Below are 25,729 nucleotides of genomic sequence, written 5' to 3'. Positions count from 1 at the left end.
CTGCGGGACTCTGTTTGAAAGCGCGGCAACATTCATGAAACATTTGGCAAACAATCCCTATTCGTCAGATTGCGGTGATTTACTGCCCGGAACCGGGCGCGCCCTGGAACTGGCAGCTGCCAAAGATGTGGGGGCAGCGCAGGCTGAACTGTTTTCAGCGCTGCAAACGGAACGCCTCATCGTGAAGGCTCCCGTGGCACTTTCAGGAAACTGCGAATCGCCATCATTTTCGACCGTTTATGCCCCCTACGGGGCTGCCTTGCCAGTGTATTCCAGCGCGGCACGCTTCGCGGAGTTGAGGGATCCGCGACACCATCGGCCGCTGCTGGTCAACCCCGCGCGAATAGCTTTGGCGGCGTTGGCTATTGAGGGATTTCTGTGGTTGGATGCCCCGGTGGCGCTGGGTGGTGCTACTCAAGCGAAGCCGTTGGCGAAAAACCCGGAGTGGATTCACGCCTATGCGCCGAGCATCATGCTAGGACCGCCCGCTTTGAACGCCCTGGTCAGCGGCGACGATTGGCTTCCGGCTTGGCATGATGCCGAACTCGCGACACTGCTCAGCTCGCTATCAGCCCATACGGGCGCCGAAATTGAGACCATCGCAGCCGGTCCGGCGGGGGGACTGGTCGTCACAGTCCGCACCCCTGACGACCGTGACGCCGCGAAACTTGCCGTCAAACGCTTTTACAGATCCCTGTTGCGTTCGCCAGAAATCCCCCCACGCGCCACTTACGTGCAGCTTCTCCCCGTGCGCTGACGGCTTCCGTACGAGCCACACTCACACCAGGTGACGCGACGTTACCGGAAGGGTGGGCGGGAACGCTTGCGAACCCGAAACGGGACGCTAGTGCTACCAGCGCCACCACCCTTGTGAAAGACCCTAGGCGTGGGGAATATCGCCCAGCCAGTCCACGACGTGTTGAATCAGGGCTTCGTCAAAGACATCGTCCGAGTGGTGTTCGCCAATCCATTTCTGAATCGAACCGCCGGCCGACGCGTCCATTTTCTTTCGAGCCTCCGCGGGTTTAACCAGGACCTGCCACAACATGTTCTTGGCTTCTTCCACTGACTTATAAAAGAACGGGTAGTCTGCCGGCACCAGGGCGTGAGCCCATTCGAGGTCAGGAAAGACGCCGATGACTCCCGCGCCCAAGGCTTCTACGTACTCGATGCCGTAGGATTCTTCCTCGGTGGTCGCCAGGAAAGCGGTCGTATGTGCCAGAGCCTCCCAATAGGACTGACGCGTGGCGGTCAAAGGTCCCACCCAAATCCAGTCGCGATGGGAAAACTTCATGGCGGCTTCGCTGACCAGGTGGGTTTCGTGCAAACGCATCTCGACCCGCAGCGGAATCTGGCGGTGTACCCAGTTGACCACATCCAAGAAAATATCCGGGCGCTTCTTTGCTGAAAGGTAAATCGAGGGGTAGAGCACGACGGGGACCTCTGTCTCAACCCGCGGTCGGACGTGAGCCAGGCGGAAGCCCAGGTTTACCCACCCCAGCTGCATCTGTTCATGCAGCGGTTTCACGGTCCATTTCTCGGCAATCTCCCGGACTTCCATGGCGGTACGTTCCGAGTTTGCAAAAGTGGGGAACAGGGCGCAAGACAGGGCCATCGAGGCAATGCCCTCTACCGTAGTCATTTCGCGTGGAGACCACCACATAAAGTTCATGATGTGCGGTTTTTCCGCGCCTGCGTTGTGCATTTTTTGCCACAGTCGGGGCGAGTCAATGACGTCCATATTGATGACGGCCGTGTCAGTCGGGTCGAGCATCTCAATCGGAGCCACGCTGAAGTTTTCGGCGCGGCGGGCGGAGCCGCCGATGAGGATGGAGTCGGGGAAGTTCCGTAAGATCCGTCGCACCAGGGTGTCTCCGGCAGAGTGTCCGGACACTCGCCCGGCTTCGTCAACTTGGGCATTTTCCCATTTAATTGCCAGTTTCATGGTTATTCCCCTTTCCTTTCTGCAGCCTGGTCAGGTGGCTGCGGGGGATTGCTTGGCGATGATTCTTCCGTTAGTTCAAGGTCGGGAACTTGATCCAAGAGGTCGGTGTCCGGGCTGTCATCCGTTGGTGAGGAGTCGAGAATCTCGTCTAGCGCGGCCGCGTCAATGGGGGCTTCGATACCACCGGGACGCGGCATAATCTTCATTGCCGGCCGGGTGACCCGGTCTTTCACGCTGGGGATTCCGTTCAAAGCCGTGTCGACCGGAGGTTCGTGATCGTGCATGGAGTCACGAGAGGCGCCGCGGATACGCATCTGATAGAAACTGCACCACACGAAGTAGGCTGAAGCCACGAAAAAGACCCCGGCCAGGATATGCACCAAGCGCGCCTGACCCTGGTTCGTTAAACTCACCGCTAACTCCACAGCCAACAGGCCAAACAAGGTGGTGAATTTGATAATCGGGTTCAGAGCCACCGAGGACGTGTCCTTGAACGGATCGCCGACCGTATCCCCGACGATGGTTGCATCGTGCAGTTCGGTGCCTTTCATGTGCAAATCGACTTCCACGACTTTCTTTGCATTGTCCCAAGCCCCGCCAGCGTTAGCCATGAATATAGCCTGGTAGAGGCCAAAAATAGCGATAGAAATCAAGTAGCCGATGAAAAAGAACGGCTCGACAAACGCGAAAGACAGTGTGGCAAAGAACACCGCCAGAAAGATAAGCAACATGCCCTGCTGGGCGTACTGCGTGCAAATCTCGACGACCGCTCGGCTGTCCTTTTCGGAGGCACGTTCGTTGCTGGCATCGAGGTGAATATTCTCTTTGATAAACGCCACAGCTCGGTTTGCCCCGGTCGTTACCGCCTGGATAGAGGCCCCAGAGAACCAGTAAATGACGGCGCCCCCGGTAATCAACCCCAGCAGGAACGGGGCGTGAAGCAGTGAAAGATTGCCCACGGCTTGTGCATCTTGCAGACGATCTGTGAGCGTCATGATGATAGAGAAAATCATGGTGGTGGCGCCTACCACGGCGGTACCAATGAGAACCGGCTTTGCCGTGGCTTTAAAAGTGTTACCGGCCCCGTCGTTGTCCTCCAGCATGAGTTTCGCGGTGTCCCAAGCGGGTTTAATGGTGAAGTCAGCCATCAACTCGGCTTCGATGTTTTCTACCGATTCGATACGCGACAGTTCGTAGACTGATTGGGCATTGTCGGTGACCGGACCGTAGGAATCAACGGCGATGGTCACCGGACCCATCCCCAAGAAACCAAAAGCTACCAGGCCAAACGCAAATACTGCCGGAGCTGCCATCAGGGATTCCGGTATCAGCAGGGAAATCAGGAAAGCGATTCCCATCAGACCCACAATCGTAATTCCCAGCCAGTATCCGGACATGTTGCCGGCAACCATACCGGACAAAATGTTCAATGAGGCACCGCCCTCACGAGAGGATTTCACGGTTTCCCGCACGAAACGCGCTTTGGTAGAGGTAAACACTTTCACCAGTTCTGGAATTAAGGCTCCCGCGAGGGTTCCACAGGTAATGATGGTCGCCAGTTTCAGCCACAGGTGGTTGCCTTGTTCGCCCATCACAAAGAAGGTCACCAGGAAAATCAGCACGATGCACAGAATCGAAGTCAGCCAGACCAGTGTCGTCAGCGGGGTTTCAAAGTTCATGCGTTTCGCGTCCTCGTAACGCCCCTTGACCCACAGGGCGTTGATGGCGTAGGCCAGCGCCGCACCGAGAATCATTGCCGCGCGCACCGTAAAGATCCACACCAGCAGCAGCGCCTGAATAGAAATGTCCGGCACTGCCAGAATGACGTAAGTCACCAGAGCCACGCCGGTGACGCCGTAGGTTTCAAAACCGTCAGCGGAAGGACCTACCGAATCTCCGGCATTGTCGCCGGTGCAGTCGGCGATAACGCCGGGGTTACGCGGATCGTCCTCATCGATTTTGAACACGATCTTCATGAGGTCCGCACCGATATCGGCAATCTTGGTAAAGATACCCCCGGCGATACGCAGCGCGGACGCCCCTAGTGACTCCCCGATAGCAAAACCGATGAAACACGAACCGGCCACGTCAGCGGGCAGGAACACCAGAATAACCAGCATCATGAACAGTTCGAGGGAAATCAGCACGGTTCCGATGGACATCCCGGCCTGCAGTGGAATCTGGTGGACGGGGTAGGGCTTGCCGCGCAGCGAGGCAAAAGCCGCCCGGGCGTTAGCGAAAGTGTTGACCCGAATGCCAAACCAGGCCACGGCAAACGAACCGCCCATCCCCAGCAGGCTAAATAACACCACAATCCCGACTTTGCCCCAGCTAAAACCCACCAGCACCTTGTAATAGACCAGGATGATGACCGTGATGAAAGCCCACAGCAGCAACAGGAACTTCCCCTGTTTCACCAAGTAGGCTTTGCAGGTGGAATAAATGAGTTCGGCGACGTCCAGCATGGATTGATGTACCGGCAGGCTGCGGAGTTTAAAGAACGTCACTATGCCAAACACCAGACCGGCGACGCACACTACCATGCCGAAAATCAGCAGGCTGGTACCGGCTATGCCGTGTATGTTGGCGAGGGATAAATCGGGAAGTATCAGGTTTGCCTCGCCGCCGCCGGGTCCGTCTCCCTGTCTCGCGCCAGTCTGCGGGAGTGCCCCCGCGAAGCTTGCAGCCAGAGCTTTCAGGTTAGGAATCATCGGTCAGCCTCGTTTCCCTAGGTCGATACCTCAATTGTAATTTTAGGCGGCATTTCCGGGATTTTTGGGGATTCAGAGCGTTAGCTTGGGTTGCACCGGACAATCTCAAATGGGCAGTCACAAGCCCGGTCGTGTTCGTAGTTTTTTTAGGCGACCCTTGGGTGGTCCCGTTGCTGCTTTGGTTTCGAGATGCTTTGGAAACACGAAATGTGCGAAAATCCCGCGGATAGGCTAGAATCTACTCTGTTCGGCTGTATGCCGAAGCAAGCGGAAAGTTTTCCCACCTCCACCCGGTGCAGTTTTCCTTCGGAGACGCACGTCTTGGGTTACGGTCTAAAGCGCTCGGCTGTGCTTTTTATGACACAGACGTGGGGTAACTTTGTGTGTGCTTTGGCTCGCGGCGTGGTTACAAGCAAGGAGTCCTCATTACTGACGTAAGGATTAATGACCAAATTCGGGTGCCAGAAGTGCGCCTGATTGGTGCTAACGGCGAACAAATCGGAGTGGTGGCCACTATGAAGGCTATCACCTTGGCCGATGACGCCGGTCTGGACCTGGTGGAAGTTGCCCCCGAAGCGCATCCTCCGGTGTGCAAACTGATGGATTACGGTAAATACAAGTACGAAGCCGCGCAAAAGGCTCGCGATCAACGCCGGAATCAGGCCAGTACGCAGCTGAAAGAAATCCGCCTGGGACTGAAGATTGACGACCACGACTACGAGGTGAAAAAAGGCCACATTCTGCGTTTCCTCGATGGCGGAGACAAAGTCAAAATCATGATTAAGTTCCGGGGACGGGAACAGAGCCGCCCTGAAATGGGCATCAAACTTTTGGAACGTTTGGCTGAAGACATCGCAGATGATGGTGTTGTTGAGTCCGCCCCCCGGCAGGACGGTCGTTCCATGACTATGGTAATCGGCCCGGTTAAGAAAAAGACTGACGCCGTGAGCCAACAGCGCAAGCGCCGCGAAGACGAACGTCAAGCGAAGCGTGACGCCAAGGCGGAACGGGCTTTGCGCAACCAGCAACGCGTGGCTCAACAAGCGAACGCCCCGGTTTTGAAGCCGCTGACTTTCGATCAGCTCGGTTCGGGCAACCTGGCCGCCGCGGCTTCCCAGGCTCCTGAGCCTCTCGCCGCGAAGCCGGCTGCCAAATCGCCAGCACGAAAGAAACCGGCCAGTTCTACCACGTCCGAAACCTCGGAGCCAGCGGCGAACCCTGTGGCTGATACAGACCAAAGCCCGGATGACGCAAAACCGGCCACTCGGAAAGCGCCGGCTCGGAAAACGGCTGCGAAAACCACTGCGGCGGCCGATAAACCTGCTGCCACCAGTGCCAAGGCTCCTGCCCGGAGAACGACTGGCACCACCAAGAAAGCTGCCCCCAAGACAACCGCGGGCAAAACCGATAAACCGGCCACCAAGAAGGCCCCGCTTAAGAAAGAGGAGAAATAATATGCCAAAGAATAAAACCCATTCTGGGACTAAAAAGCGGATTCGTGTTACAGGCTCCGGAAAGCTGATGCGCGAACAGACTAACAAACGCCACCTGCTGGAACACAAGTCGTCTCGGCGGACTCGTCGCCTCAGCCAGGATCAGGTCGTGGCTCCCGCTGACGTGAAACGCATGAAGAAGCTGTTGGGTAAGTAAAGGAAAAAGGAGATAAATCATGGCACGTGTCAAGCGCGCAGTAAACGCTCACAAGAAACGTCGCACCACTCTGGAACGGGCCGAGGGCTACCGCGGCCAGCGTTCTCGCCTGTACCGTAAGGCTAAGGAACAGGTCACCCACAGTTTTGTGTATAACTATCGCGACCGCAAGGCGCGCAAGGGCGACTTCCGTCGGCTGTGGATCACTCGCATCAATGCGGCTTGCCGCGCCCAGGGCATGACCTACAATCGCTTCATGCAGGGTCTGCGTTTGGCTGGCATTGAAGTCGATCGGCGGATGCTAGCGGAACTGGCAGTTAGCGACATTGCGGCTTTCAACGAATTGGTTAAAGCTGCACAGGCTGCTCTGCCCAAAGATGTAAACGCTCCCGCGGCTGCCTAAAGCCCGGCGTTTATCAATCAAAAATTCTATGGTGGAACGTCGCGAAATCCTCGACAACCCCGGAAGCGAACGCATCCGGAAGGTGGCGGGGCTTTCGCGGCGTTCCGCGCGTTTGCGTTCGGGTTTAACGCGGGTGGAAGGTCCCCAAGCGGTCACTGAGCTGCTGCATAGTGCCCCTCAGGGGGCGGTGACAGATTTATTTGTGACCGAGGCGGGCGCCGAGACTCGCCCGGAGCTGTTGGATTTTGCTCAGTCCACAGTATCTGCGGGGGGGCTGCATATTCATATTATTTCCCCGCAAGTTGAGAAGGTGCTGAGTGATGCCGCACAAGGGTGGATTGCGGTAGCGCGTTTTGAGGCTTTTCCGTCCGTGCCGGCCTCGCCGGAGGGGACCCTGGCTTTGATTCTGCCCGCTACTCAAGACCCGGGCAACGCGGGGACACTGATTCGACTGGCTGACGCTTGTGGTGCGTCGACGGTGTTTATGGGGCAATACTGTGCCGACGCAACCAGTCCGAAAGTTATTCGCGCTTCGGTGGGCAGTGTGTTTCATGTTCCCACGCCGCGGTTTCAGGATTTAGAGGCAGTGGTGGCGGCTCTGCGTGCTGAAGGGTGGACCATTGTGGGCACGTCCCTATCCGGTGACGTCATGCTGACCCCGGTTACGGCCGCGACCTGGAGTGACAAGAAGGTCGCTTGGGTCATGGGCAATGAAGCGCACGGGCTGGACGCGACCGAGGAATCCTGGTGCGATGTGTTGGTGTCCATTCCCATGTTTGGGCGTGCCGAGTCCCTCAATGTGACGTCCGCGGCGACCTTGTGCCTGTGGCTGAGCGCGGCCGCGCAGCGGCTGTAGCCGGTGGTTTTGCCGGTCGCCGCTGAACCACAACGAAAACGGGGGAGCCTAGTTCAGTGCTTGCAGAGCCGATTCAAAGTCAGGATCCGTGGTGATTTCGTCGACCAGCTGGGTGTATTTCACCACGCCGTTCGAATCAATAATCACGATGGAACGAGCGAACAATCCGGCCATAGGGGAGTCTGCTAGCTGGACACCGTAGTCCTGGCCGAAGTTGGAACGGAACGCCGAAGTCGTGATGACGTGGTCGATACCTTCCGCGGCGCAAAAACGCCCTAGGGCAAAAGGCAGGTCGCGCGAAACACAGATGACTTCCACCCCGTCGAGCTGGGCTGCTTCAGCGTTGAAACGCCGTACTGAGGCTGCACAAACCCCCGTATCAATGGAGGGGAAAATGTTGAGAAGCACTGTCTTGCCGCGGAAATCAGACAGTTTCGCTTCAGACAGGTCCTGTTTGACAGTCACGAAGTCCGGGGCGGGAGAACCCACCGCGGGCAGTGAACCAACAGTATTTACGGGATTACCTTGCAAATGAGTTGTAGCCATATCCCCATCCTAACAGTGTCTTTTCCCGGTCAGGTTGAAACCGTAGTGAGACTAAGCGAAACGCCCCGCTCGCGATATACCCGGAAAAGACCCCTAATTCGGGGCTGGAGTCTAAAAAGGTAGTTGCCTCGGCCGGAAACCGAGGCAACTAGTGTCGAATTTTTCAGAAAGTATTTATATTGCCCCAAAGGGTGCCCATCCAGTGTAGAACTCTATGGAGTCTTTTGCCACCCAGACAATAGCGGCCACGATAATGACCGCTAGAGAACCGTAGACTGCCCAGCCTAGAGCTCGCATCTGCGGCGTTGGCTCAGTGTCAGCGATAACTTCACCGGTTTCATCACGAATGGGATCCCCGGCATGAGCGCGCATCCCTAGGGCATAGAGCATGGGAATCCCGGCTCCAAAAATGAGGGCCAAAGCGGCCACTCGAACGATTGCCCAAGCCATTTCGACAGTCATTTTTCATCCTTTCCGAGGTTACTTTTCCGGCGATTCCGAAGCAGTGGCGGCAACCGTTTTACCCGCGCTGGCGCTGGCCGTGACGGGAACGTTACGTTCGCCCTTCAGATGCTCGTCTGAAAAGAGCACTTCTTCGAGTTCACGATCGAGTTTGCGCAGCTGCTCAATCAAGTCGTCGCGCTGGTGTCTCAGCTCGGTTATCTGGTCAGCTCGCGACTGTGAGGTCACCAGGGCGGCTTCGGCGGCTTTATCCAAGCCCTTTTGCATGATTTCGTCGATGTCCTCACGCAGGTTCGCGTCGACCTCGCGGGTCGGCGCGGTTTGTAGCGAAGAATCAATCGACTCGGCGTTCGGATCCCACTCTTCGTTCACGTTGTGAGCCCCCACAGAATTCTTGCGCGAACGCAGCACGATGAGGACCACCATCACCAGCAGGATGGCCAGGTCAAGCAGCGCCCCGACTATGGGGTGCGCCCGACCCGCCAGAGCGGCAATCCACCAGGTTGCATAGCCGACCACACCGGCGCAGGGTAGGGTGATGACCCAAGCTGACGCCATCCGCATGGCGACTCCCCAGCGCACGGTAGCGCCCTTCTTGCCCAATCCGGTGCCTAAGATAGCACCGGTGGTCACGTGGGTAGTGGACAAAGCCATCCCCCCAGCAGCCGAGGTAAGAATGATAGCCGCGGAGGTCGCTTCTGCAGCCATTCCCTGGGGAGGCTCCAGGTCGACCAGACCTTTACCCAAAGTGCGGATAACCCGCCAGCCACCGGAGAGCGTTCCTGCCGCAATTGCTACCGCGCAAGCCAGGATGACCAGGACGGGGATCCGATCCTCCGCACTTGCATTACCGGTCGCGATGAGGGCCAGGAAAATCACGCCCATCGTCTTTTGGGCATCGCCCGCGCCGTGAGCCAGTGACACCAGGCAAGCGGTGATGACTTGGCCGTGACGGAAGTGGGAGGCTTTTCGCTCTTTTGGAATCGTGTTCGTAATCCAGTAGACCAGGGCAGTAGCTGTGGCGGACACGCCGGCCGCGATGAGGGGAGAGACCACGGCAGGAATCACAATCTTGCCCAGGATAGAACCCCATTCCACGCCCCCGGCACCCATCGCCGCGAACGCCGCGCCAATCATGCCGCCGAACAGGGCGTGGGAGGAACTGGAAGGCAACCCCAGCAGCCACGTAAACAGGTTCCAGATAATGGCTCCTATCAGGGCGGAAAACACCACCATCAACAGGTTGATACCCTCGGCCTGGTTGGTGAGGTCATAAGAACTCAAATCGACAATGCCGCTGGCGACTGTGGCGGCGACGTTCACGGAGAGGAACGCTCCGACCATGTTCAAACCGGCAGAAATCGCCACCGCTTGAAAGGGCTTGAGGGCACCGGTCGAGATAGAAGTGGCCATAGCGTTGGCGGTGTCGTGGAAGCCGTTGGTGAAATCGAAAGATAGCGCCGTGATGATGACGATTGCAAGCACAATAGTGGCAGTAATTTCCAAAATTAGCATCCTTAGGATTGTGAGTGTGACTGTCGGAGGCTCAAGCCGTCGTATTAGGCCTGCGGCCCGCGCCCGGCAACCAGAGAAACTCTACCTTTTGACTGTTAACTGAACATTGCACGGATGTTAAATGCGTGTAAATTTTGGGCGGAATTTCTGTTAAAAATCTTTTGGGGAGGCTCGCCGTGGCGAACCTCCCCAAAAGATTATTTTCTAAGCAAATTTTTGCATACAGGCAGGCTTAGAAAACCCCCAGATTTGCTTTGGCTTTGCGGCCATCAGTCAGGGTGACACCCAAGGTGCGGGAATCCAGGTAACGGTCATTGCTGATGGAAACATCTTTCGCCAGGCGACCCAGCTGAGAAACCTCAATCCAGTTCTGCAAGCGCTTGTGTTTGCCATTCGCGCTGCCGATGTAGCCGTCGCCGAAGTTGAAGTTAGCGAGCAGCATCTCCTGCTGGGGCTTAATCAGGTTAGACATCGTGACGCGGAAGGTGCGCGTGGAGGAGGCGCGATCGAAGCCCAAATCCTCAACGGTAGAACCCTTGAACCGGCCGGTGGTGATGCGACGGTCAACGCCCTGCGGGCCGGAAACCTGGTGAACCTTCACCAAGAAAGACACCGTCGGGAACTCGCCATAGTAGTTTTCGGTACCCACGTTCTTGACACGCAGAGCTACAGTACCGGCGTAACCGGCAGCCTTAGCGGTTGAAACCGTGAGGAAGGGAGCCAAGTCGAGCTTGCCGTCGTTTACGGCGTCCGGATCAACGGGCTTCAGCTCGGTGGAGGCCACGAACTTTTCGGTGGGTTGGGGGTATCCCGCGTCCTGAGAAGCGTTGGTGTCGCCGTTGCCGCCCAGAGCGCCGTCCGGCGTGGCGTACATCTTGACGACAACTTCGTTCTTAACCGGGGCTTTGGAGGTCCAGGCGAAAGCATGGCCCCAAGTCCCGTTAGGCTTGCATGCCTGCTGAGTGCCGGTCATGGTGATGGTACGGAAGCCGTAGGTGGCTTCACCAGTGTTGCCGGCAGGAACCTGGTAAGGGCCAATCTGTTGACCAGCGGTGTAGGACAGGGAGTACGAGATGGAGTAGCCGATAGTCTTGGCCAGTGAAGCGGTGATGGAAGCGTTGGGGCCCTGACCTGCGGGTGTGTTGGTCGAAGCGGTGGCGCTGACGCCCGCGTTCAGGTCACTGTGGTAAGTGAAGCTAATCGACTCGGTCTTTGACAGAGTCTGGGTCAGCGGTACCGAAGCGTTGGTGCGGTTGGTGGTGGAAATCGTACCTTTCGGCTCGAAGTTGGTCGAGACTTTGTAGATGACGGTACGCAGATCCTCGCCGGCGTTGCACACCGGGTAGGCGTTCAAAATGTTCGCCTTGAGGTAGTTGTTTGCCCGGTAGGTGTTGACCACGGGCAGCTTGTCGTTATTCTGAACTGTTTCCGGAGTGAAGTCCTGGAAAGTGTCGGCCTGAGCCGGAACTAAGAAGGCGCCGCCCAATAACGCTGCGCCCGCCACAGAGGCGAGAATGTGTTTTGCTTTCATATTTTTCTCCATACTTAGTAGCTATATTCACCGCTGAATGTTTAGAGTCAGAGAAGTCCTGCCGCCGCGCACCCAGCTTACGGAGAGACTATCATCAGGCAACGCTCAGGAAAAATTCAGAGAAATTTGCCTGTTAAATGTTCGGGATACAGTGAGTAAACCGCTAAATAATGCGGAAAAATCAGGGTCTGAGCGAGGTGAAAATCTGATTTTTGCGAAAAATCGACGCGGGGAAGCCTAATCGCCTGAAATGGCCACAAAATGCCGATTGAACTGGTATTTTGCTCAATTTTACGGGAGTTTATGAGGTGAATACAACTGTACGAAAACTCATAATTTATTTACAAGAATTTATCATTCAGAGCTACGGCAGAAGCGGGTTTGTACTGACGATGCGAAAAAACAAAAACCGCGCCAAGGAAAAACCTTGACGCGGCATTCAAGAAGTGAATCGGGTTTAGCGACCCGTGTTGCGCACCACGCGATTGGACTTGATGCACTTGGTGCACACGTTCAAATGCCGGGGAGTACCTTCGACGATGGCGCGAACCCGCTGAATGTTCGGGTTGAAACGACGCTTGTTACGCCGGTGAGAGTGAGACACACTCATCCCAAAACCGGGACCTTTTCCACATACATCGCATACCGCAGCCATGTTCTTACCTCTGATTTCCTGTAATTCTTCAAAGTCGTTCACGGGCTTTGAACCCGCAGCTCTCAACGAGCAACCTCACTATGATAAGGCAAACCGGACCGATTCTCAAATCGAACCCCGCTTTTGAAAGCACTTTCGTCACGTGTACCTAAGACGTCGGTCGTTCGGAAACACGACGCTGAACCCGCAGATTAGAATAGAACTACCAGAACGCCGTTGTTCTGGCAAAACGGTGGACAAATCCTTTTTCCGGGGAATAGATTAGGAGCGATGATGGCTGGACGTATCGAAGAGGACCTGCTGGGGAAACGTGAAATTCCTGAGGATGCTTACTACGGGGTGCAAACCCTGCGGGCAATCGAGAATTTCCATATATCGGGCAAGAAAATCCAAGACGTTCCCGAATTTGTCAGAGCCATGGTACAGGTTAAGAAAGCGGTGGCACTGGCCAATGAAGAGCTACACGTACTTCCGCACGACATTGTCGCCGCTATCGTGGCGGGCTGTGACGAAGTGCTAGAGAAGGGCCGAGCCATGGATCAGTTCCCCGTGGACGTGTTCCAAGGCGGGGCAGGCACCTCGGTGAATATGAACGCTAACGAAGTCGTGGCGAACCTGGCTCTGGAACTGTTGGGCTATGAAAAAGGCCGCTACGACATAATCAACCCCAACGATCACGTGAACAAGAGCCAATCGACCAATGATGCTTACCCGACCGGGTTCCGGGTAGCAGTGTACACCCTGCTTTTAGAAGTCGAGCGGGCGGTGCAGGAGCTGTCTGACGCCTTTGCTCGCAAAGGTGAAGAATTCAAAGACATTCTTAAGATGGGCCGCACGCAGCTGCAGGACGCTGTCCCCATGACGTTGGGCCAGGAATTCAACGGTTTTTCGGTCAACATCGCCGAGGAACTGACGCGCCTGAGTGTCGCCGGGGCTTTGCTGCTGGAAATGAACTTGGGAGCGACCGCTATTGGCACCGGCGTGAACACACCGGAGGGCTATCCGAAAGTCGCGTGCCAAAAGTTGGCTGAGGTGACCGGCTACGACATTGTTCCGGCGACGAACCTGTTGGAGGCCACTTCGGATAATGGCGCCTACCTGGCAGTCCACGCGGTGCTGAAACGGCTGGCATCCAAGCTATCGAAAATTTGTGACGACCTGCGTTTGCTTTCCTCGGGACCGCGCTGTGGCTTACATGAAATTAATCTTCCCGAGATGCAGCCGGGTTCCTCGATTATGCCGGCAAAAGTTAACCCGGTCATTCCCGAGGTCGTTGACCAGGTTTGTTTCAAGGTCATGGGCAACGATGTCGCCCTCACCCACGCTGCCGCCGCTGGTCAGCTGCAGCTAAACGTCATGGAACCAGCCGCAGCTCAGTGCATGTTTGAATCCATTGAGCTGCTGACCAACGCTATTAACACCTTGCGTACCAAGTGCATCGACGGTATCACCGCCAACCGCGAAGTCTGCGAGGCTTACGTGCATAACTCCATCGGAATCGTCACCTATCTAAACGACATCATCGGTCACCATAATGGTGACTTGATTGGGAAAGAAGCCGCGAAGACCGGCAAGTCAGTCAAGGAACTGGTCATTGAAAAAGGCTTGATGAGCGCTGCGGAAGTCGACGAAGTCCTCAGCGTAGAGTCCCTCATGAGTCCCCACTATACCGGCAAGGTTTGGGGCGACGATGAACGGGGTCTGCCCCAGCGTTGATTCCGTGGAGAGGATAATTCCCAAGTTTGGTTGGTCCCATTGTTGCTTCGGGTAGCGGCAGTGGGACCAACATTTAATTCCAAAATATGCAAAGCCGCCCCGAATCGGGATGGGAACCGATAAAACTGGTCTGCGGCGGGTAACTTGGGAGGAAAGCAGGGAGGAAACAAGTTTGGATACCGCGCGACAAAAGCTGGAGACTAACGACCTTCGCGAATGGTGCGTGCGCACGGGGGAGATCCTGAATCAGGCGCGGGATTTGCTGGACGACCTCAACACTTTTCCGGTGCCGAATTTCAACACTGGAGCCAATTTGGCGAACTCTTGGGCGGCGGCTACGCGTGCGGCGCAAGCCCTGCCCCTCTCCCTACGTCCCGCCGAATTTATGGCGGCGCTGAGCCGGGAAATCGCGAAATTCCCCTACGGTTCGGTCGGGATTTTCCTTGCTTCCGGTTTTGCCGCCTGTGCCGAGGCCTGGGGGGATGCGTCGGTGGTGCGCCCGGCTGATTTGCTGATGTCCATCGATGCCATGGATAGGGCGTTCCAGGAAGTCAGCGGGTCGGATACCTGTGAATTCGGGTTATCGCGACTCGTTTCTACCGTCTCGGAACAGCTTTCGGAACTGGAACTGTTGACGTTGTCTCAAGTCGTGGACACGGCTTTGGTTTGCGCGCAGGAAGCCACCGTTGATTCCGCTGATGCTCACGGCGGGGTGGGGGATGCCGGTCTGGCGGGGGCGTGTCTGATTTTTGCGGCCCTGGCAGATTTGGCCGCTGCAGCCGAAGGCGACGCCCCCACAAATGTTTCCACGGTGCAAGCCATGTTGAGCGATTGGGCTGATCGGTCGCGTATCGTTGCGGAAAGTCTGCGGCACACGGTGCCGGGCGGTGAATTTGCCGCCACTTTCCATTTTGAAGCCTTGGATATGCCCACCGGAAAACTGTGGGAAAGCCTGCGAGCGGCCAGCTCCGAAGTGCTGGTTTGCAAGATTTTAGATGAGATCGGAGTGGGACGTTTCGTGGCTCACGTACATACGCCCTCGCCTCTGGCAGCCCTGCCATACCCCCATGGAGCTGTGCTGATTCATCATCTCGGCTTGCGTCCCGAGCCTTTTGAAGGCGACGAAGACCCCCTAACTAGACTCACTGCAGATTTTGACAACGTGGTGGTTTTGTCTGACTTTGCTGCCCGCCAGGCTCCGCTGGTGACTCCGGGCTTGCTGGTCCTCAGCACCGCGCCGGCACTGGTAGAGACCTATGCCAGAGCGGGAGCCACGGTCCTTTTAGGCACGGAAAATCCCGAACAGATTTGTTGGGCGTGGCGCGCCCTCCCGAAAGGCCGCTCTGCACTCATCATCCCCGCCACCCCTGAATCGCGCGAAATGGCTCTGACAATGCGCGATTCCTTGGGTGATACCGAATTTTCCGATGCTCCGGTAATAGTGGCAGACACCGAAGATGAACTGAGCGCTGCGTGGCTGGTGCAATCTCTGCAGGGAAAGCGGTTTCGTGGTGCAGGCGCGGAACAGCTGCGCGATTTGGAAACCGCTTGCCGGGAGTTGAAAGCCAGCATCCGGGTTGAACCCCTGTCAGACCATGACCTGGACACCCAAATCCGGGACCTTGCCAATGACGTGGGGCCAAACCGAGAACTCCACGCGGTCATCAGTTCCGAAAACGTCAGCACGGACCGGATGAATCTGCAGCTTGCTTTGGCGAACTATGCCGACATTGAGCTGGTCGCCTACTACGGAGGTCAACCCGGCCCTACCTGTATCGGAGTTCGTTTTTGAAGTCTGGCGTTTCTTTGTCTGCATTGACCTTCGAGTTCCCCAAACTTCCGAATTTTCACCGACAGGCTCCCTGATAAGGTGAAACCATGGTGAACTTGCAGACCCCTCTGGAACGGATAGTTAAGGCGAAATCCGTCGTCTCCAAGTTTGCTCACCTGGGGGTGTCGACTTTAGGTGACCTGCTGTGGTACCCCCCGCGGCGAACCTATCGATGGGGGGAGCTGACCCGTTTTGACTCGCTGACACCCGGGGCGGATGTCACAGTGTTTGCAGTGGTGATGGATTCACACTTGGGCTGGACCCGCCGCCACGACAAAGCCATGCTCTCGGTAACCCTGCAGGACCAGCTGGAAACGGGCGCCCCCGACCAGGGGGGCTTCCGTCCGGACTTGTGGGGTCGGAGAGCCAACCGCCTGACCGTGCGTTTCTTTGCGAAACATCCTAACGCTTTGAATATGCACGCAAATCGCCTGGAAAAGGGGACTTTAGCGGTTTTTGCCGGGCGGCTTTCGGGCAAGCCGGGCAGCCGAGCCAGTGAAGCTTTCCTGGCGCATCCGGAATACCGGGTGCTGGCCGATTATGACCCGGAAGTGGTGAAAACGCTCTCGACCCGACCCCAGCCGCTCTATCACGCCACCGCGGGTCTGCCCTCGTGGAAAATTGGGAAAATCATCGACGCGCAGCTGCTGATGCTAAACCCCGCGGAGATTCCCGAAGCAATTCCAGTATCCCTGCGCAGCGAGAGGAACCTTCCCGACGCTTACACAGCCTTGCTCGGTTTGCACCACCCGGAAACCGATGCCCAATACCAGGCCGCGGTGGATTATCTGCGGTTCCGCGAGGCGTTTACCCTAGGGGCGGCTCTGGCGAAAGCCCGCAACCAGATCCAATCGCATCCCGCCTGGTCCTTGCCGGTTTCCTGGGAAGTTTCCCCGTCGAGTTCGGGGGAGCGCGGGGAGCCTGGCGATTTGGTTTCACGAGTCGTGGCGGGGCTACCTTTCCAGCTCACTGCCGGGCAGCGCCAAGTTTGGGATGAAATCGCCGGGGACATTGCCCGCGAAGTCCCCATGAATCGGCTGCTGCAGGGGGAAGTTGGGTCGGGCAAGACCGTGGTGTCGGCTTTGGCGTGTGTCGCCGCGGTACAAAACGGTTTTCAAGCCGCTTTCATGGCTCCCACCGAAGTCCTGGCCCAGCAGCATTTTCAGACCCTAAATCGGCTGTTGGGGTCGCTGGCGGATCCTCTGAGCGGGCTATCGGGGTCACAGCCCGGTACGGATAGTGTTCCGCTGCGTTTGTTGACCGGGTCGACGCCCACCCCGGAAAAACGAGAAATTGCCGACCGGGGCGCGGCCGGTGAGCCGATGCTGGTGGTGGGCACCCAGGCCCTGCTGACCCAGTCGCTACAATTTTCTCGCCTTGCCCTGGTTGTGGTCGACGAACAGCACCGTTTTGGGGTGGAACAGCGCGGCGCTCTGCTGGCCAAAGGGGAGCGAGCCCCGCATTTCTTGACGATGACAGCTACCCCGATACCGCGAACCGTCGCCATGACCGTGTTTGGGGACCTGGATGTTTCCGTACTGCGCCAGCTCCCCGCGGGACGCGCCGAGGTTCAGACGTTCCTGGTCAACGAGGCAAATGTGCGGTGGGTTACGCGCGCCTGGAGCCGAGCCGCGGAAGAAATCAAACAGGGAGGGCGAGTTTATGTACTTTGCCCCAAGATAGCGCCTAATGCCTCCGAACAGGACCCCGCCGCCTCCGCTGAGACTCAAAATCCGCCGGAACCCGGGCGGAAAACGCGAAAAACCGCTGCACAAACCAGCTGGGGTGACGATTTAGCCGGGTTTGGTGAACTCGAGGAGTTAGAGCCTGGCCGGATTCTGCACACCGTCACCCAGACTGCGGCGCAACTGGCTGCCCTGCCCGTATTTAGGGATATTCCTATCGGAGTGGCACATTCCAACCTGGATTCCGGCGCCAAGCAACAGGCCGTGGCGGACTTTGCCGCGGGCCGCACCCCGCTGCTGGTGTCCACCACGGTTGTGGAAGTCGGCATGGACGTGCCCGAAGCCTCCATGATGATTATTTTGGATGCCGACCGTTACGGGATTTCGCAGCTGCACCAGCTGCGGGGGCGGATTGGGCGCGGTTCTCGCCCCGGCGTTTGCCTAGCCATTGCCCCCCTGGATTTCCCGCCCGCGTCGGATAACCTGGCGGATTTGATGGCACAAGCGGGGTCGGGGACGCTGTCTCCGGCTCAGGCGCGCCTGCTGGCTTTTGCGGCGAGCCGGGACGGATTCGCGCTGGCTGAGGCTGATTTGAGTATCCGGCGGGAGGGCGACGTGCTGGGGCAAAGCCAGTCGGGCCGCCGCTCCCGGCTAAAGGTGCTTTCTTTGGTCAGCGACGTGGAAGTCATCACGGCCGCGAAAGCCGCGGCGGCCGCGGTGGTGGCGAAAGATCCCCAGCTCAGCAAGCATCCGGAGTTGGCTCGACTGGTGTTTGACCTGGGAGAAGGAGCCCAGAATCTCACAAAGTCCTAGGGGAGTACGGTAGGTGTGTTTAAACTTGGTAAAATTCCACCTGTGTATTCATGGTGGCGGCGTCTGGGAGCATTTATCGCGATGCTGACAGTGACGCTGGTGGCACTTCCTCAGGCCAGCGCGATACCTGCCGCTGCCCGCGAGCCACTGGCCACACCCGACCTGTGGACGCAGAACGCGAAGACCGCGGAGCCTTCCCCCGACGCACCCGGCGTGCTGTTTTTGGGGATGAGCGGCCTGAAGCCCAGCGACCTCGATTTACAGGGTAATCAGCTGGGGGAAATGCTGGTTCCGTTTACGTTTTCGGCGCTGAGTACGCGGTCATTTCGGATTTACACCTGCCCCACCGAAGGGTGGATGCAGCTGCGCGCCAGTGGCGATGTTGCTGACGAAGAAGGGCGTCGTCTGGCTAAAACCGTAGGGTCGCAGTGCCTGGGGATGAAGCTGTTGAAGGGCGATGGCACAGTCGCAGAAACCCCGGTTCGGGTCGGGTCCGGTGCTGCACCTTTGCCAAAAGCCGCAGCCGTCACCTACGCCCAGTTCAAGGGTCGCACCGAAAACATTACCTGGCCCGCTCGCGGGATTTTCGCTGCGGACGCTTGGGCGATAGGACGAAATGCGGGCATACCGTTAGCGAATCGGCGCGGTCAGGTCGCCCATTGGCAGCCACTGCCGGTTATCCCCGAAATGGCGCGGATTAACCCTTCCGCACTTGATTCCCTCTATAACGAGCGAACCGGTGCTGGCGCCAGAGCCGCCCTTGATGCCAAAGCGCAACAGCCTGCCTTGCCGCTGGGCGAGACTCTGCAGAACCGGGTGGTCCTCGAATCCGCGTGGCAGGACCTTCTCGCCGCCGCCCCCAGCGACGTCGTGGTGGACTTGGACACAGTCGACACCGCCGTGCTGAACCAGAACACCTACGACACGGCAAAGACCCTGTCCCTACAGCAACTGTCCGCCATTTTGCGCGCAAATCAGGGGGCGGCGCACCCTCGGCCGGTGATTATCGCTTCGTTGGGTGATTTTGAAGGGGCCAGGTCCCTGCAGCTGTTGGCGGCTCAGACTCCGGGATTGGCGCTGACGGGCGGGAAACCGGCCGCAGTTTCTGGCGCCGGAACTGCTGGCACCACGGGAGTGCTCTATACTTCCACGACTCGCGCTGCCGGTTTAGCCACCATTGCCGACGTGCGCGGTTTAGTTCTCGATGCTCGCACCTACCTGAACCCGAAACTCGTCCCTCCGGCGAATCTCACTCTTCCGGAACTGAGCGTGACCCCGGTCGCCAGCGTTGCCGAGGCCTGTTCCATGATTACCGAGCAGCAACGTCACGCTACCTCCGCCCTGCGCGCCAACTCGCCGTGGTATCAGGTCTTTCACCTGTTTTCTTACCTAGCTATCGGGGCGTTGCTAATCTGGGCTTTCGCATCGCGCGGAGTGCGACGGTTGTCAAGCAGTTGGTGGGTGGTACGACTCCTGGGTCTTATCGCCTTCGCTATGCTGCCCGCGGCGCTGATTCTGAACTGGATTCCGTGGTGGAATTTGCCTGTGGTTGACTCGGCTGTTGGAGCAATCGGGGTCGCTCTAGCCTTGACTGCGGTAATTGCGGCGGTTTTGGTGGCTTCCCTGTGGCGCAGCTCTCACGCGGTGGCCATCCTAGCGGGGATTTCGTGTTTTATTTTGGCGCTGGACATCGTTTTGGGTTCAGCTCATCAGCGCAACGGATTCATGGGTTCTCTGGTGCTCAGTTCGCGGCGCTACTACGGCATCTCTAACCGCACTTACATCATTCTCATTGCCGGGGCCCTGCTGGCGTTACTGCCGGTTCTGCAACGGTTTTGGGGTCAGCGCCGGGCCGCATGGATCACCGCGGGGCTCGGTGCCGCTGTTCTCTTGGTCGATGCCTTGCCCCGTTGGGGCGCGGATTTTGGGGGGCCTCCAGGAATTATCTTGGCTTTCGGCATTGTCGCCCTAATGGCGTCTGGAGTGCGACCGCGCTGGTGGCACGCCGGTGCTTGGGTGGTGCTCACGCTGGGGGTGATGGGGACTATCGGCTGGTTCTCCCGCGGTTCAGGCACTCATATCGGGAACTTTTGGTCCAATCTGGGCAGCAGCGAAAGTCAGGAGTTGATTGCTGGAAAGGTACGTGACGTGCTGCGTTCCTTTGTGAATAACCTTGGGGTCGTCATACTTTTGGTGCTGGTAGCGGCGGCGCTAGTGGCGTTCACGGTGATTGTAAAACGTCGCCAGGTATCCTGGCCGCGGTGGGTGTCCTCCTGGGACCAGCTCACTGACCTGCCTGCCCTGCGTGTGGTGGCTTTAGGTATTTTGCTGGGCATGGCGGTGGCGGTACCTATCAACGATTCCGGGGTAATGATTGTGAAAGAAGCTATCTATCTGGTGCTTCCGGCTCTTGGCGCCGTCATTGCGCAACGCGCCGCCCAACTCAACCTCAGCCCTGAGCCTGCTGCAAATAAGTGACCAGGGTATCGCCGTAGCTCTTAGCGGCGTAGGCTTGCAGCCCCGAGGGAATCTCAGGAGGGGGAAACTTCTTCGACGTCTCCAGGACCATGACGCCCTCCGGGCTGAGATGTGCGGTTAGACCTGCCAGAATCTCTGAGAGCACGTAAGGCGCCAAAGCGTAGGGGGGGTCCAAGAAAATCAGGTCAAAGCAATCCGCGGGTTTCAGTTCGGAAACAAACTTGGCGGCATCTTTCACCAGGACACGGACGCGGTCCCGGTAGTGCAGGGCATCTATGTTCGCACGCAACACTTTTGCTGCCGATCCGGCGGCATCTACAAACACCGCGCTAGACCCGCCGCGGGACAGCGCCTCCAAACCGAGGGCTCCTGAGCCGGCGAACAAATCCAAAACCATGGCACCTTGTGGGAACCCCGAACAAAGCAGGTGGGAAAACATCGCTTCGCGAACCCGCTCCGAAGTGGGACGGGTCCCCGACTTAGGCACATTCAGGCGCAAGCCCCCTTTTTCGCCAGCAACAATTCGTGTCACAGACGACAGCCTAGCCGAATTGCCGGTAATCTGGATACGTGACTCAAGCGCTTTGCCCCGGAACTTTTGACCCATTCACCTATGGGCACCTCGATATGGTGCACCAATGCTTGACCTTTGCCGACGTCGTAGTGATTGGAATTGCCAAGAATTCAAAGAAAACCCCGTTGCTTTCGCTGCCGAAACGTATCGAACTGGCCCAGACCACTATCCGGGAAGCGAAACTCGATACCCGCGTCAATGTGGAAATTGTGGATGGATTGTTAGCTGATTTTTGTAAAGAACATCATATTGACGTCATCGCTAAGGGGTTGCGCACTTCCCAGGACTTTGACTATGAAAATCCGATGAGTCAGATGAATCGCCAGATTGGGGCTCCTCCGACCGTGTTTGTCGGCTGCAAACCGGCGTTGATTCACGTCTCAAGTTCTATGGTTAAGGAAGTCGCCAGTTACGGAGCCGATGTCTATACGATGGTCAGTGCCGACACCGCGCAGGCTCTGTATGAGGCGTACCAAGTCAGACCCCCAAACCGGGATAATAATGTCATAGCAGCCCGTTTCGACAAGTACAACAGCTAGGGAGAACAATGAGCGAGGAAAACAGGGACGACCAAATAATGGAATCGGTGGTTTTGCCTACCGCTGCTGAGGACAGCTCAGACGAACCCGCTGTCGGGCAGGAGACCTCCGCGGCCCTCAGTCCGGATTCGGACTCGACAGCGGCGGATGACGCTGGCGAAGCGGAGTTTGTGGAACCCGAAGCCTTAACTTCAGAGCAAATGGTGGCTGCGCTGAACGCTCAGGATTACAAAGGCTCCGAGCTGATGGACGTATTAGCCCAGATGGAAGCGTTAATCTCACAGGCTCGTTCCCTGCCGATGAGCTCGTCCGTGCTGGTCAATAAGGCCCAGGCCCTTTCCCTGCTGGAGTCGGCGCGCGAGGCGATGCCGACTGATATCCGCATCGCGAACCAGATTGTGGCCGGAGCCAATGCGGTCATTGCCCGCGCCCAAGAGGAGGCTGAGACAGCCTTGGCGCAGGCCAATTCCACTTCTGAACGTATCCAAGCCGATGCCCATGCAAGGGCCGACGAATTGGTCAACCAAGAACGCATCGTCGTCATGGCTAAGGAACGTGCCGAGATGATTATTGAAACCGCGACCCGTCAGGCGACCGACCTGGCTGCGGGCGCCGACCGCTATTGCGAGGAAAAGCTGACAGAGTTGGAAGGAACCCTGGACAAGCTCAAGGAACAGTCCGCGGCAGGGCGGCGGGTCTTGAGCGAACGCGCCCGGTTTAACCCCGACGATTTGCCCCAACCGGAGGCGGAAAACCCGGAGGCCAAACATGACTAGCAGCTCCAAAGCGCAGGGTGCCGGGAAAAAGTCGGCTCGGTTAGACAATCACGAGGCTGCGTCCGACTATCGCATCGGCTTAACCTCCCTGCCGGGCAATCCCGGAAAGACCCTCGAACTGCACGATTACCTGTTGCCGTTGCCCGACACCTGGACGAACGGAGTCGTGACCCCGCGGGAGTCCGAAGGCCGTTTCGAGGTCAGTTTGCAGTCCTTGCACGAGGGGATTTTGGTCACCCTGCGGGGCACGGTACCGACTGATGCTCAATGTTCGCGCTGTTTAGACCCGGTTGCTGGAACGGTAGAAGTCAACGAAACCCAGATGTTTTTCTATCCCGGTGCGCGCGAAGCGGCTCGCCAGGAAGGGGACGAAGAATGGGAGGATATCCTCGAGGTGAGCGCCGAGGACGAGGTCGACCTCGAGCCAGTGCTGCGAGATGCCCTGGTACTGGGCATGGAGACTTTGCCGCTGTGCCGGCCCGACTGCCAGGGATTATGCCCAGATTGTGGGGAAAAGTTTGCGGATTTGCCCCCCAATCATCATCACGAAGTCTTGGATCCCCGCTGGGCCGTGTTGGGGGATTTAGCCAATGAGCTGCGAGCCCAGGAAGCCGGAGGGAACGAAGCCTCGTGAACCAATCCCCACAAAACACAGACGACACCGGCGAACCGGGTCAGAGCCGAGCCACTCTGGAACGTTTACTTGCGGACTGGGGACAACCGGTCGATAAAGAACTTTTGGTGGTCGCGATGACCCACCGGTCTTTTGCCCACGAACACGGGAAAACCGGCTCGACCGGCACGAATGAAAGGCTGGAATTCCTGGGGGACGCGGTGTTACAAATCGTGGTCACCGAATACCTGTTCCGTAACTTCCCCGATGTTCCCGAGGGCGAGTTGGCCCCAATGCGCGCCGCCACCGTCAGCCAAACCCCGCTGGCGGAAGTCGCGCGACGGCTGCACCTGGGCGACTACATCTTGCTGGGAATCGGCGAGGACCGTCAGGGAGGCCGAGAAAAGGACTCCATTCTGTCCGACACGTTAGAGGCCCTGATTGGCGCGTCCTACCTCACGTCAGGCTTGGAATCTACACGGGTCACCATAGAGCGTCACCTGAGGCGACACTTGCGCAACGCGCCGCGCCGGGCGGTCGGCATGGACTGGAAGACCCATCTCAGCGAGTTTGCGGCCGCCAACTCCTTGGGTGAACCGGAATATGTGGTGCAGGGCAGTGGGCCGGATCATGCCCGCGTGTTCAGGGCCGAAATTCGCTTGGATGGTGAGGTTCTGGGCGAAGGCCAGGGCACTTCCAAGAAATCCGCCGAACACAGCGCTGCCGAGGCCGCTTTCGAGGCGCTGCAGGATCGTTTCGGGGATCAGGTGGCTGATGCCTGAGCTTCCCGAAGTGGAAACGATTCGCCGGAATCTGGAACAAACCGTGGTGGGATCGCGGGTCCTGAGCATCAGCGACCCGACCCATGAGCGGACTTTACGCAATCAACAGGGGGGAATCGCCGGGTTGCGTGCGGGACTGGAGGGGATGCGTCTGGGCGCAGCAGTCCGGCGCGGAAAGTTTTTGTGGTTTCCCTTAGCGGGGGATGTCACAAGTGCAGAAGGCTCGCTTGCCCTCGTGATGCACCTGGGCATGTCGGGCCAGCTGCGAGTCGAATCCGGGGATGCGGCTCTGCACAGCGCCGGTTCAGCCGCGCCACCGCCAGCTCAGCAAGGCCTCGGGGAGGCTCGTCCCTTCGCCCATGAGCGCCTCCGTTTCGCCCTCGACAACGGGAAAGACCTGGTGTTTTGCGACCAACGCACCTTTGGACACGTCGAACTCAGACCGCTGCGGCCCACAGCGGACGGTGCGCCCGGAGGGATGGGGGCACCGGAACCGCTGCTGCCACAGGGCGTGGAACATATTGCCCGCGATGTGCTGGATTCATGCCGCGACACGACGAAATTCGTGGAAAAAACCAGCTGTAGCGCCAGAGCGATAAAAACCAAGCTATTAGACCAAAGCATTGTCTCCGGTATCGGCAATATTTATGCAGATGAGGGCTTATTTGCTGCCCGGATACATCCCGCTGCCCCCGGCCGGTCACTGAGTGACAGGAAACTGCGGAAATTACTCGGTGCGGTGGCGGCGGTGATGGAGCAGGCTTTAGACTTCGGCGGTACTTCGTTTGACCGCCTGTACGTGAATTCTTGGGGTAATCCAGGCGAATTTGCAAAAGAATTGCAGGTTTACGGTCGGGGCGGCCAAAGTTGCCGCCGCTGCGGGACCCGGCTCGATAAGATGATTATTGACGGCCGCTCCAGCGTGTTTTGTCCACGTTGCCAGCGAAAGCGTTAGGAAGGACCAAAGATGACTGAGCAGTCGGAGATTCGCGTCATGATTGTTGACGACCACGAGATTGTACGCCGGGGAATCGCCGAGCTCGTGGATAGAGCAGCGGACTTGCGAGTCGTCGCCGAAGCCGGTTCGGTTGCCGAAGCCCTGTCGAGGGCCGAGTTGGCCAACCCGAACGTGGTCTTGGTGGACTTGCAGCTACCCGACGGCACCGGTATCGATTTGATTCGCCAACTGCGAGTTATGACGCCAAACGCCCGCATGGTGGTGCTGACCTCCTTTGACGATGACGAGGCGCTAGCGGAATCCCTGGAAGTGGGGGCGGCCGCTTATCTGTTGAAAACCGTCGCCGGGGTGGAAATTACGAACGTCATCAAGGCCGTGGCGGCGGGGAGGACCCTGCTCGATGAGCGTACCGTGACCCGCACCAGCGCAAACCGCAGCGACCCTACCGAACACTTGACCCCTACTGAAAAGAAAATCCTGGGATTAATCGGCGATGGCCTATCTAACCGGGAAATTGGGGACACCCTGGGCGTGGCCGAAAAGACCGTGAAAAACCACATTACGGCACTGCTGTCGAAAATGGGTCTGCAGCGGCGCACCCAGGTGGCGGCGTGGGTAGCATCGCAGCGTTCTGCAGAGTGGCGCAAGAACTCTCCGCGTCCGGAACTGTGAGCCCGGCAGGCAACCGGC

At 57.9% G+C, this 25,729-nt stretch carries 23 protein-coding genes; 15 read left to right on the top strand and 8 right to left on the bottom strand.

From position 1 onward, the window contains the following. Window positions 1-34 precede the first annotated feature (34 nt). Window positions 35-757, top strand: coding sequence for an SseB family protein (locus RQ935_RS01810; protein WP_311496948.1), 723 nt, complete (start codon window positions 35-37; stop codon window positions 755-757). A gap of 123 nt (window positions 758-880) precedes the next feature. Here the strand turns inward: RQ935_RS01810 and RQ935_RS01805 are convergent, their stop codons facing one another. Continuing rightward, window positions 881-1,945 (bottom strand): glycosyltransferase family 1 protein, encoded by a 1,065-nt coding sequence (locus RQ935_RS01805; RefSeq protein ID WP_295027090.1) that lies wholly within the window; start codon window positions 1,943-1,945, stop codon window positions 881-883. Between the two features lie 2 nt (window positions 1,946-1,947). Next, complete coding sequence (locus RQ935_RS01800) at window positions 1,948-4,656, bottom strand: sodium-translocating pyrophosphatase (RefSeq protein WP_311496947.1); 2,709 nt, start codon at window positions 4,654-4,656, stop codon at window positions 1,948-1,950. A gap of 383 nt (window positions 4,657-5,039) precedes the next feature. Here RQ935_RS01800 and infC point away from each other — a divergent pair, with 383 nt between their 5' ends. Genes infC through RQ935_RS01780 form a run of 4 tightly spaced genes read left to right on the top strand, consistent with a single transcriptional unit; the run spans window position 5,040 to window position 7,565 of the window. After that, window positions 5,040-6,110 (top strand): translation initiation factor IF-3, encoded by a 1,071-nt coding sequence (infC, locus tag RQ935_RS01795; protein WP_307741716.1) that lies wholly within the window; start codon window positions 5,040-5,042, stop codon window positions 6,108-6,110. A gap of 1 nt (window position 6,111) precedes the next feature. Then, window positions 6,112-6,306, top strand: coding sequence for a 50S ribosomal protein L35 (gene rpmI / locus RQ935_RS01790; protein WP_004006656.1), 195 nt, complete (start codon window positions 6,112-6,114; stop codon window positions 6,304-6,306). 19 nt (window positions 6,307-6,325) lie between these two features. Beyond that, window positions 6,326-6,709 carry a 50S ribosomal protein L20 gene (gene rplT / locus RQ935_RS01785; protein WP_282921720.1) on the top strand — a complete coding sequence of 128 codons (384 nt, stop codon included), beginning with the start codon at window positions 6,326-6,328 and terminating at the stop codon, window positions 6,707-6,709. A 28-nt stretch (window positions 6,710-6,737) separates the two neighbouring features. Beyond that, the gene (locus RQ935_RS01780) at window positions 6,738-7,565 is read left to right on the top strand and encodes an RNA methyltransferase (RefSeq protein WP_311496946.1); all 828 of its coding nucleotides are present in this window, start codon (window positions 6,738-6,740) and stop codon (window positions 7,563-7,565) included. Window positions 7,566-7,613: 48 nt separating this feature from the next. Here the strand turns inward: RQ935_RS01780 and tpx are convergent, their stop codons facing one another. The 5 genes from tpx to rpmB form a co-directional block, all read right to left on the bottom strand. Then, a complete protein-coding gene (tpx, locus tag RQ935_RS01775; protein WP_311496945.1) occupies window positions 7,614-8,111 on the bottom strand; it encodes a thiol peroxidase in 498 nt (165 codons plus the stop codon). Between the two features lie 174 nt (window positions 8,112-8,285). Then, on the bottom strand, window positions 8,286-8,573 hold the full coding sequence (locus RQ935_RS01770) for a hypothetical protein (RefSeq protein WP_282921717.1): 288 nt from the start codon (window positions 8,571-8,573) through the stop codon (window positions 8,286-8,288). 18 nt (window positions 8,574-8,591) lie between these two features. Further along, window positions 8,592-10,088 (bottom strand): inorganic phosphate transporter, encoded by a 1,497-nt coding sequence (locus RQ935_RS01765; RefSeq protein ID WP_311496944.1) that lies wholly within the window; start codon window positions 10,086-10,088, stop codon window positions 8,592-8,594. Window positions 10,089-10,320: 232 nt separating this feature from the next. Next, window positions 10,321-11,619 carry a hypothetical protein gene (locus RQ935_RS01760; RefSeq protein WP_308535680.1) on the bottom strand — a complete coding sequence of 433 codons (1,299 nt, stop codon included), beginning with the start codon at window positions 11,617-11,619 and terminating at the stop codon, window positions 10,321-10,323. A 457-nt stretch (window positions 11,620-12,076) separates the two neighbouring features. After that, window positions 12,077-12,274, bottom strand: coding sequence for a 50S ribosomal protein L28 (gene rpmB, locus RQ935_RS01755; protein ID WP_036324183.1), 198 nt, complete (start codon window positions 12,272-12,274; stop codon window positions 12,077-12,079). Between the two features lie 270 nt (window positions 12,275-12,544). Here rpmB and aspA point away from each other — a divergent pair, with 270 nt between their 5' ends. The 4 genes from aspA to RQ935_RS01735 all read left to right on the top strand — a co-directional run bounded on the left by aspA (window position 12,545) and on the right by RQ935_RS01735 (window position 20,797). After that, a complete protein-coding gene (aspA, locus tag RQ935_RS01750) occupies window positions 12,545-13,990 on the top strand; it encodes an aspartate ammonia-lyase (RefSeq protein WP_311496943.1) in 1,446 nt (481 codons plus the stop codon). Window positions 13,991-14,162: 172 nt separating this feature from the next. Further along, window positions 14,163-15,782: a DAK2 domain-containing protein gene (locus tag RQ935_RS01745; protein WP_311496942.1), complete on the top strand. Its 1,620-nt coding sequence runs from the start codon at window positions 14,163-14,165 to the stop codon at window positions 15,780-15,782. Window positions 15,783-15,868: 86 nt separating this feature from the next. Continuing rightward, complete coding sequence (locus RQ935_RS01740) at window positions 15,869-18,319, top strand: ATP-dependent DNA helicase RecG (RefSeq protein ID WP_311496941.1); 2,451 nt, start codon at window positions 15,869-15,871, stop codon at window positions 18,317-18,319. A 42-nt stretch (window positions 18,320-18,361) separates the two neighbouring features. Beyond that, window positions 18,362-20,797 carry a tellurium resistance protein TerC gene (locus RQ935_RS01735; protein WP_311496940.1) on the top strand — a complete coding sequence of 812 codons (2,436 nt, stop codon included), beginning with the start codon at window positions 18,362-18,364 and terminating at the stop codon, window positions 20,795-20,797. Here RQ935_RS01735 and rsmD read toward each other — a convergent pair. Continuing rightward, window positions 20,769-21,329 carry a 16S rRNA (guanine(966)-N(2))-methyltransferase RsmD gene (rsmD, locus tag RQ935_RS01730; RefSeq protein ID WP_311496939.1) on the bottom strand — a complete coding sequence of 187 codons (561 nt, stop codon included), beginning with the start codon at window positions 21,327-21,329 and terminating at the stop codon, window positions 20,769-20,771. The genes RQ935_RS01735 and rsmD overlap by 29 nt on opposite strands. A gap of 38 nt (window positions 21,330-21,367) precedes the next feature. Between rsmD and coaD the strand changes: the two genes are divergently transcribed. Genes coaD through RQ935_RS01700 form a run of 6 tightly spaced genes read left to right on the top strand, consistent with a single transcriptional unit; the run spans window position 21,368 to window position 25,711 of the window. Next, window positions 21,368-21,910 carry a pantetheine-phosphate adenylyltransferase gene (gene coaD / locus RQ935_RS01725; RefSeq protein WP_311496938.1) on the top strand — a complete coding sequence of 181 codons (543 nt, stop codon included), beginning with the start codon at window positions 21,368-21,370 and terminating at the stop codon, window positions 21,908-21,910. Window positions 21,911-21,918: 8 nt separating this feature from the next. Then, on the top strand, window positions 21,919-22,686 hold the full coding sequence (locus RQ935_RS01720; RefSeq protein WP_311496937.1) for a hypothetical protein: 768 nt from the start codon (window positions 21,919-21,921) through the stop codon (window positions 22,684-22,686). Beyond that, window positions 22,679-23,320: a YceD family protein gene (locus RQ935_RS01715; RefSeq protein WP_311496936.1), complete on the top strand. Its 642-nt coding sequence runs from the start codon at window positions 22,679-22,681 to the stop codon at window positions 23,318-23,320. The genes RQ935_RS01720 and RQ935_RS01715 overlap by 8 nt, the downstream gene beginning before the upstream one ends. Beyond that, window positions 23,317-24,081, top strand: a complete 765-nt coding sequence (gene rnc, locus RQ935_RS01710) for a ribonuclease III (protein ID WP_311496935.1) — start codon at window positions 23,317-23,319, stop codon at window positions 24,079-24,081. The genes RQ935_RS01715 and rnc overlap by 4 nt, the downstream gene beginning before the upstream one ends. Continuing rightward, window positions 24,074-25,036, top strand: coding sequence for a bifunctional DNA-formamidopyrimidine glycosylase/DNA-(apurinic or apyrimidinic site) lyase (gene mutM, locus RQ935_RS01705; protein ID WP_311496934.1), 963 nt, complete (start codon window positions 24,074-24,076; stop codon window positions 25,034-25,036). Before rnc ends, mutM begins: the two co-directional genes overlap by 8 nt. A gap of 12 nt (window positions 25,037-25,048) precedes the next feature. Continuing rightward, complete coding sequence (locus RQ935_RS01700) at window positions 25,049-25,711, top strand: response regulator transcription factor (protein ID WP_311496933.1); 663 nt, start codon at window positions 25,049-25,051, stop codon at window positions 25,709-25,711. Window positions 25,712-25,729: the final 18 nt, after the last annotated feature.

The sequence above is a fragment of the uncultured Mobiluncus sp. genome, assembly GCF_963511525.1.
GTDB lineage: Bacteria > Actinomycetota > Actinomycetes > Actinomycetales > Actinomycetaceae > Mobiluncus.
Note: the sequence above shows the minus strand (reverse complement) of the source record. Positions and strands in the feature narration are given on the sequence as shown.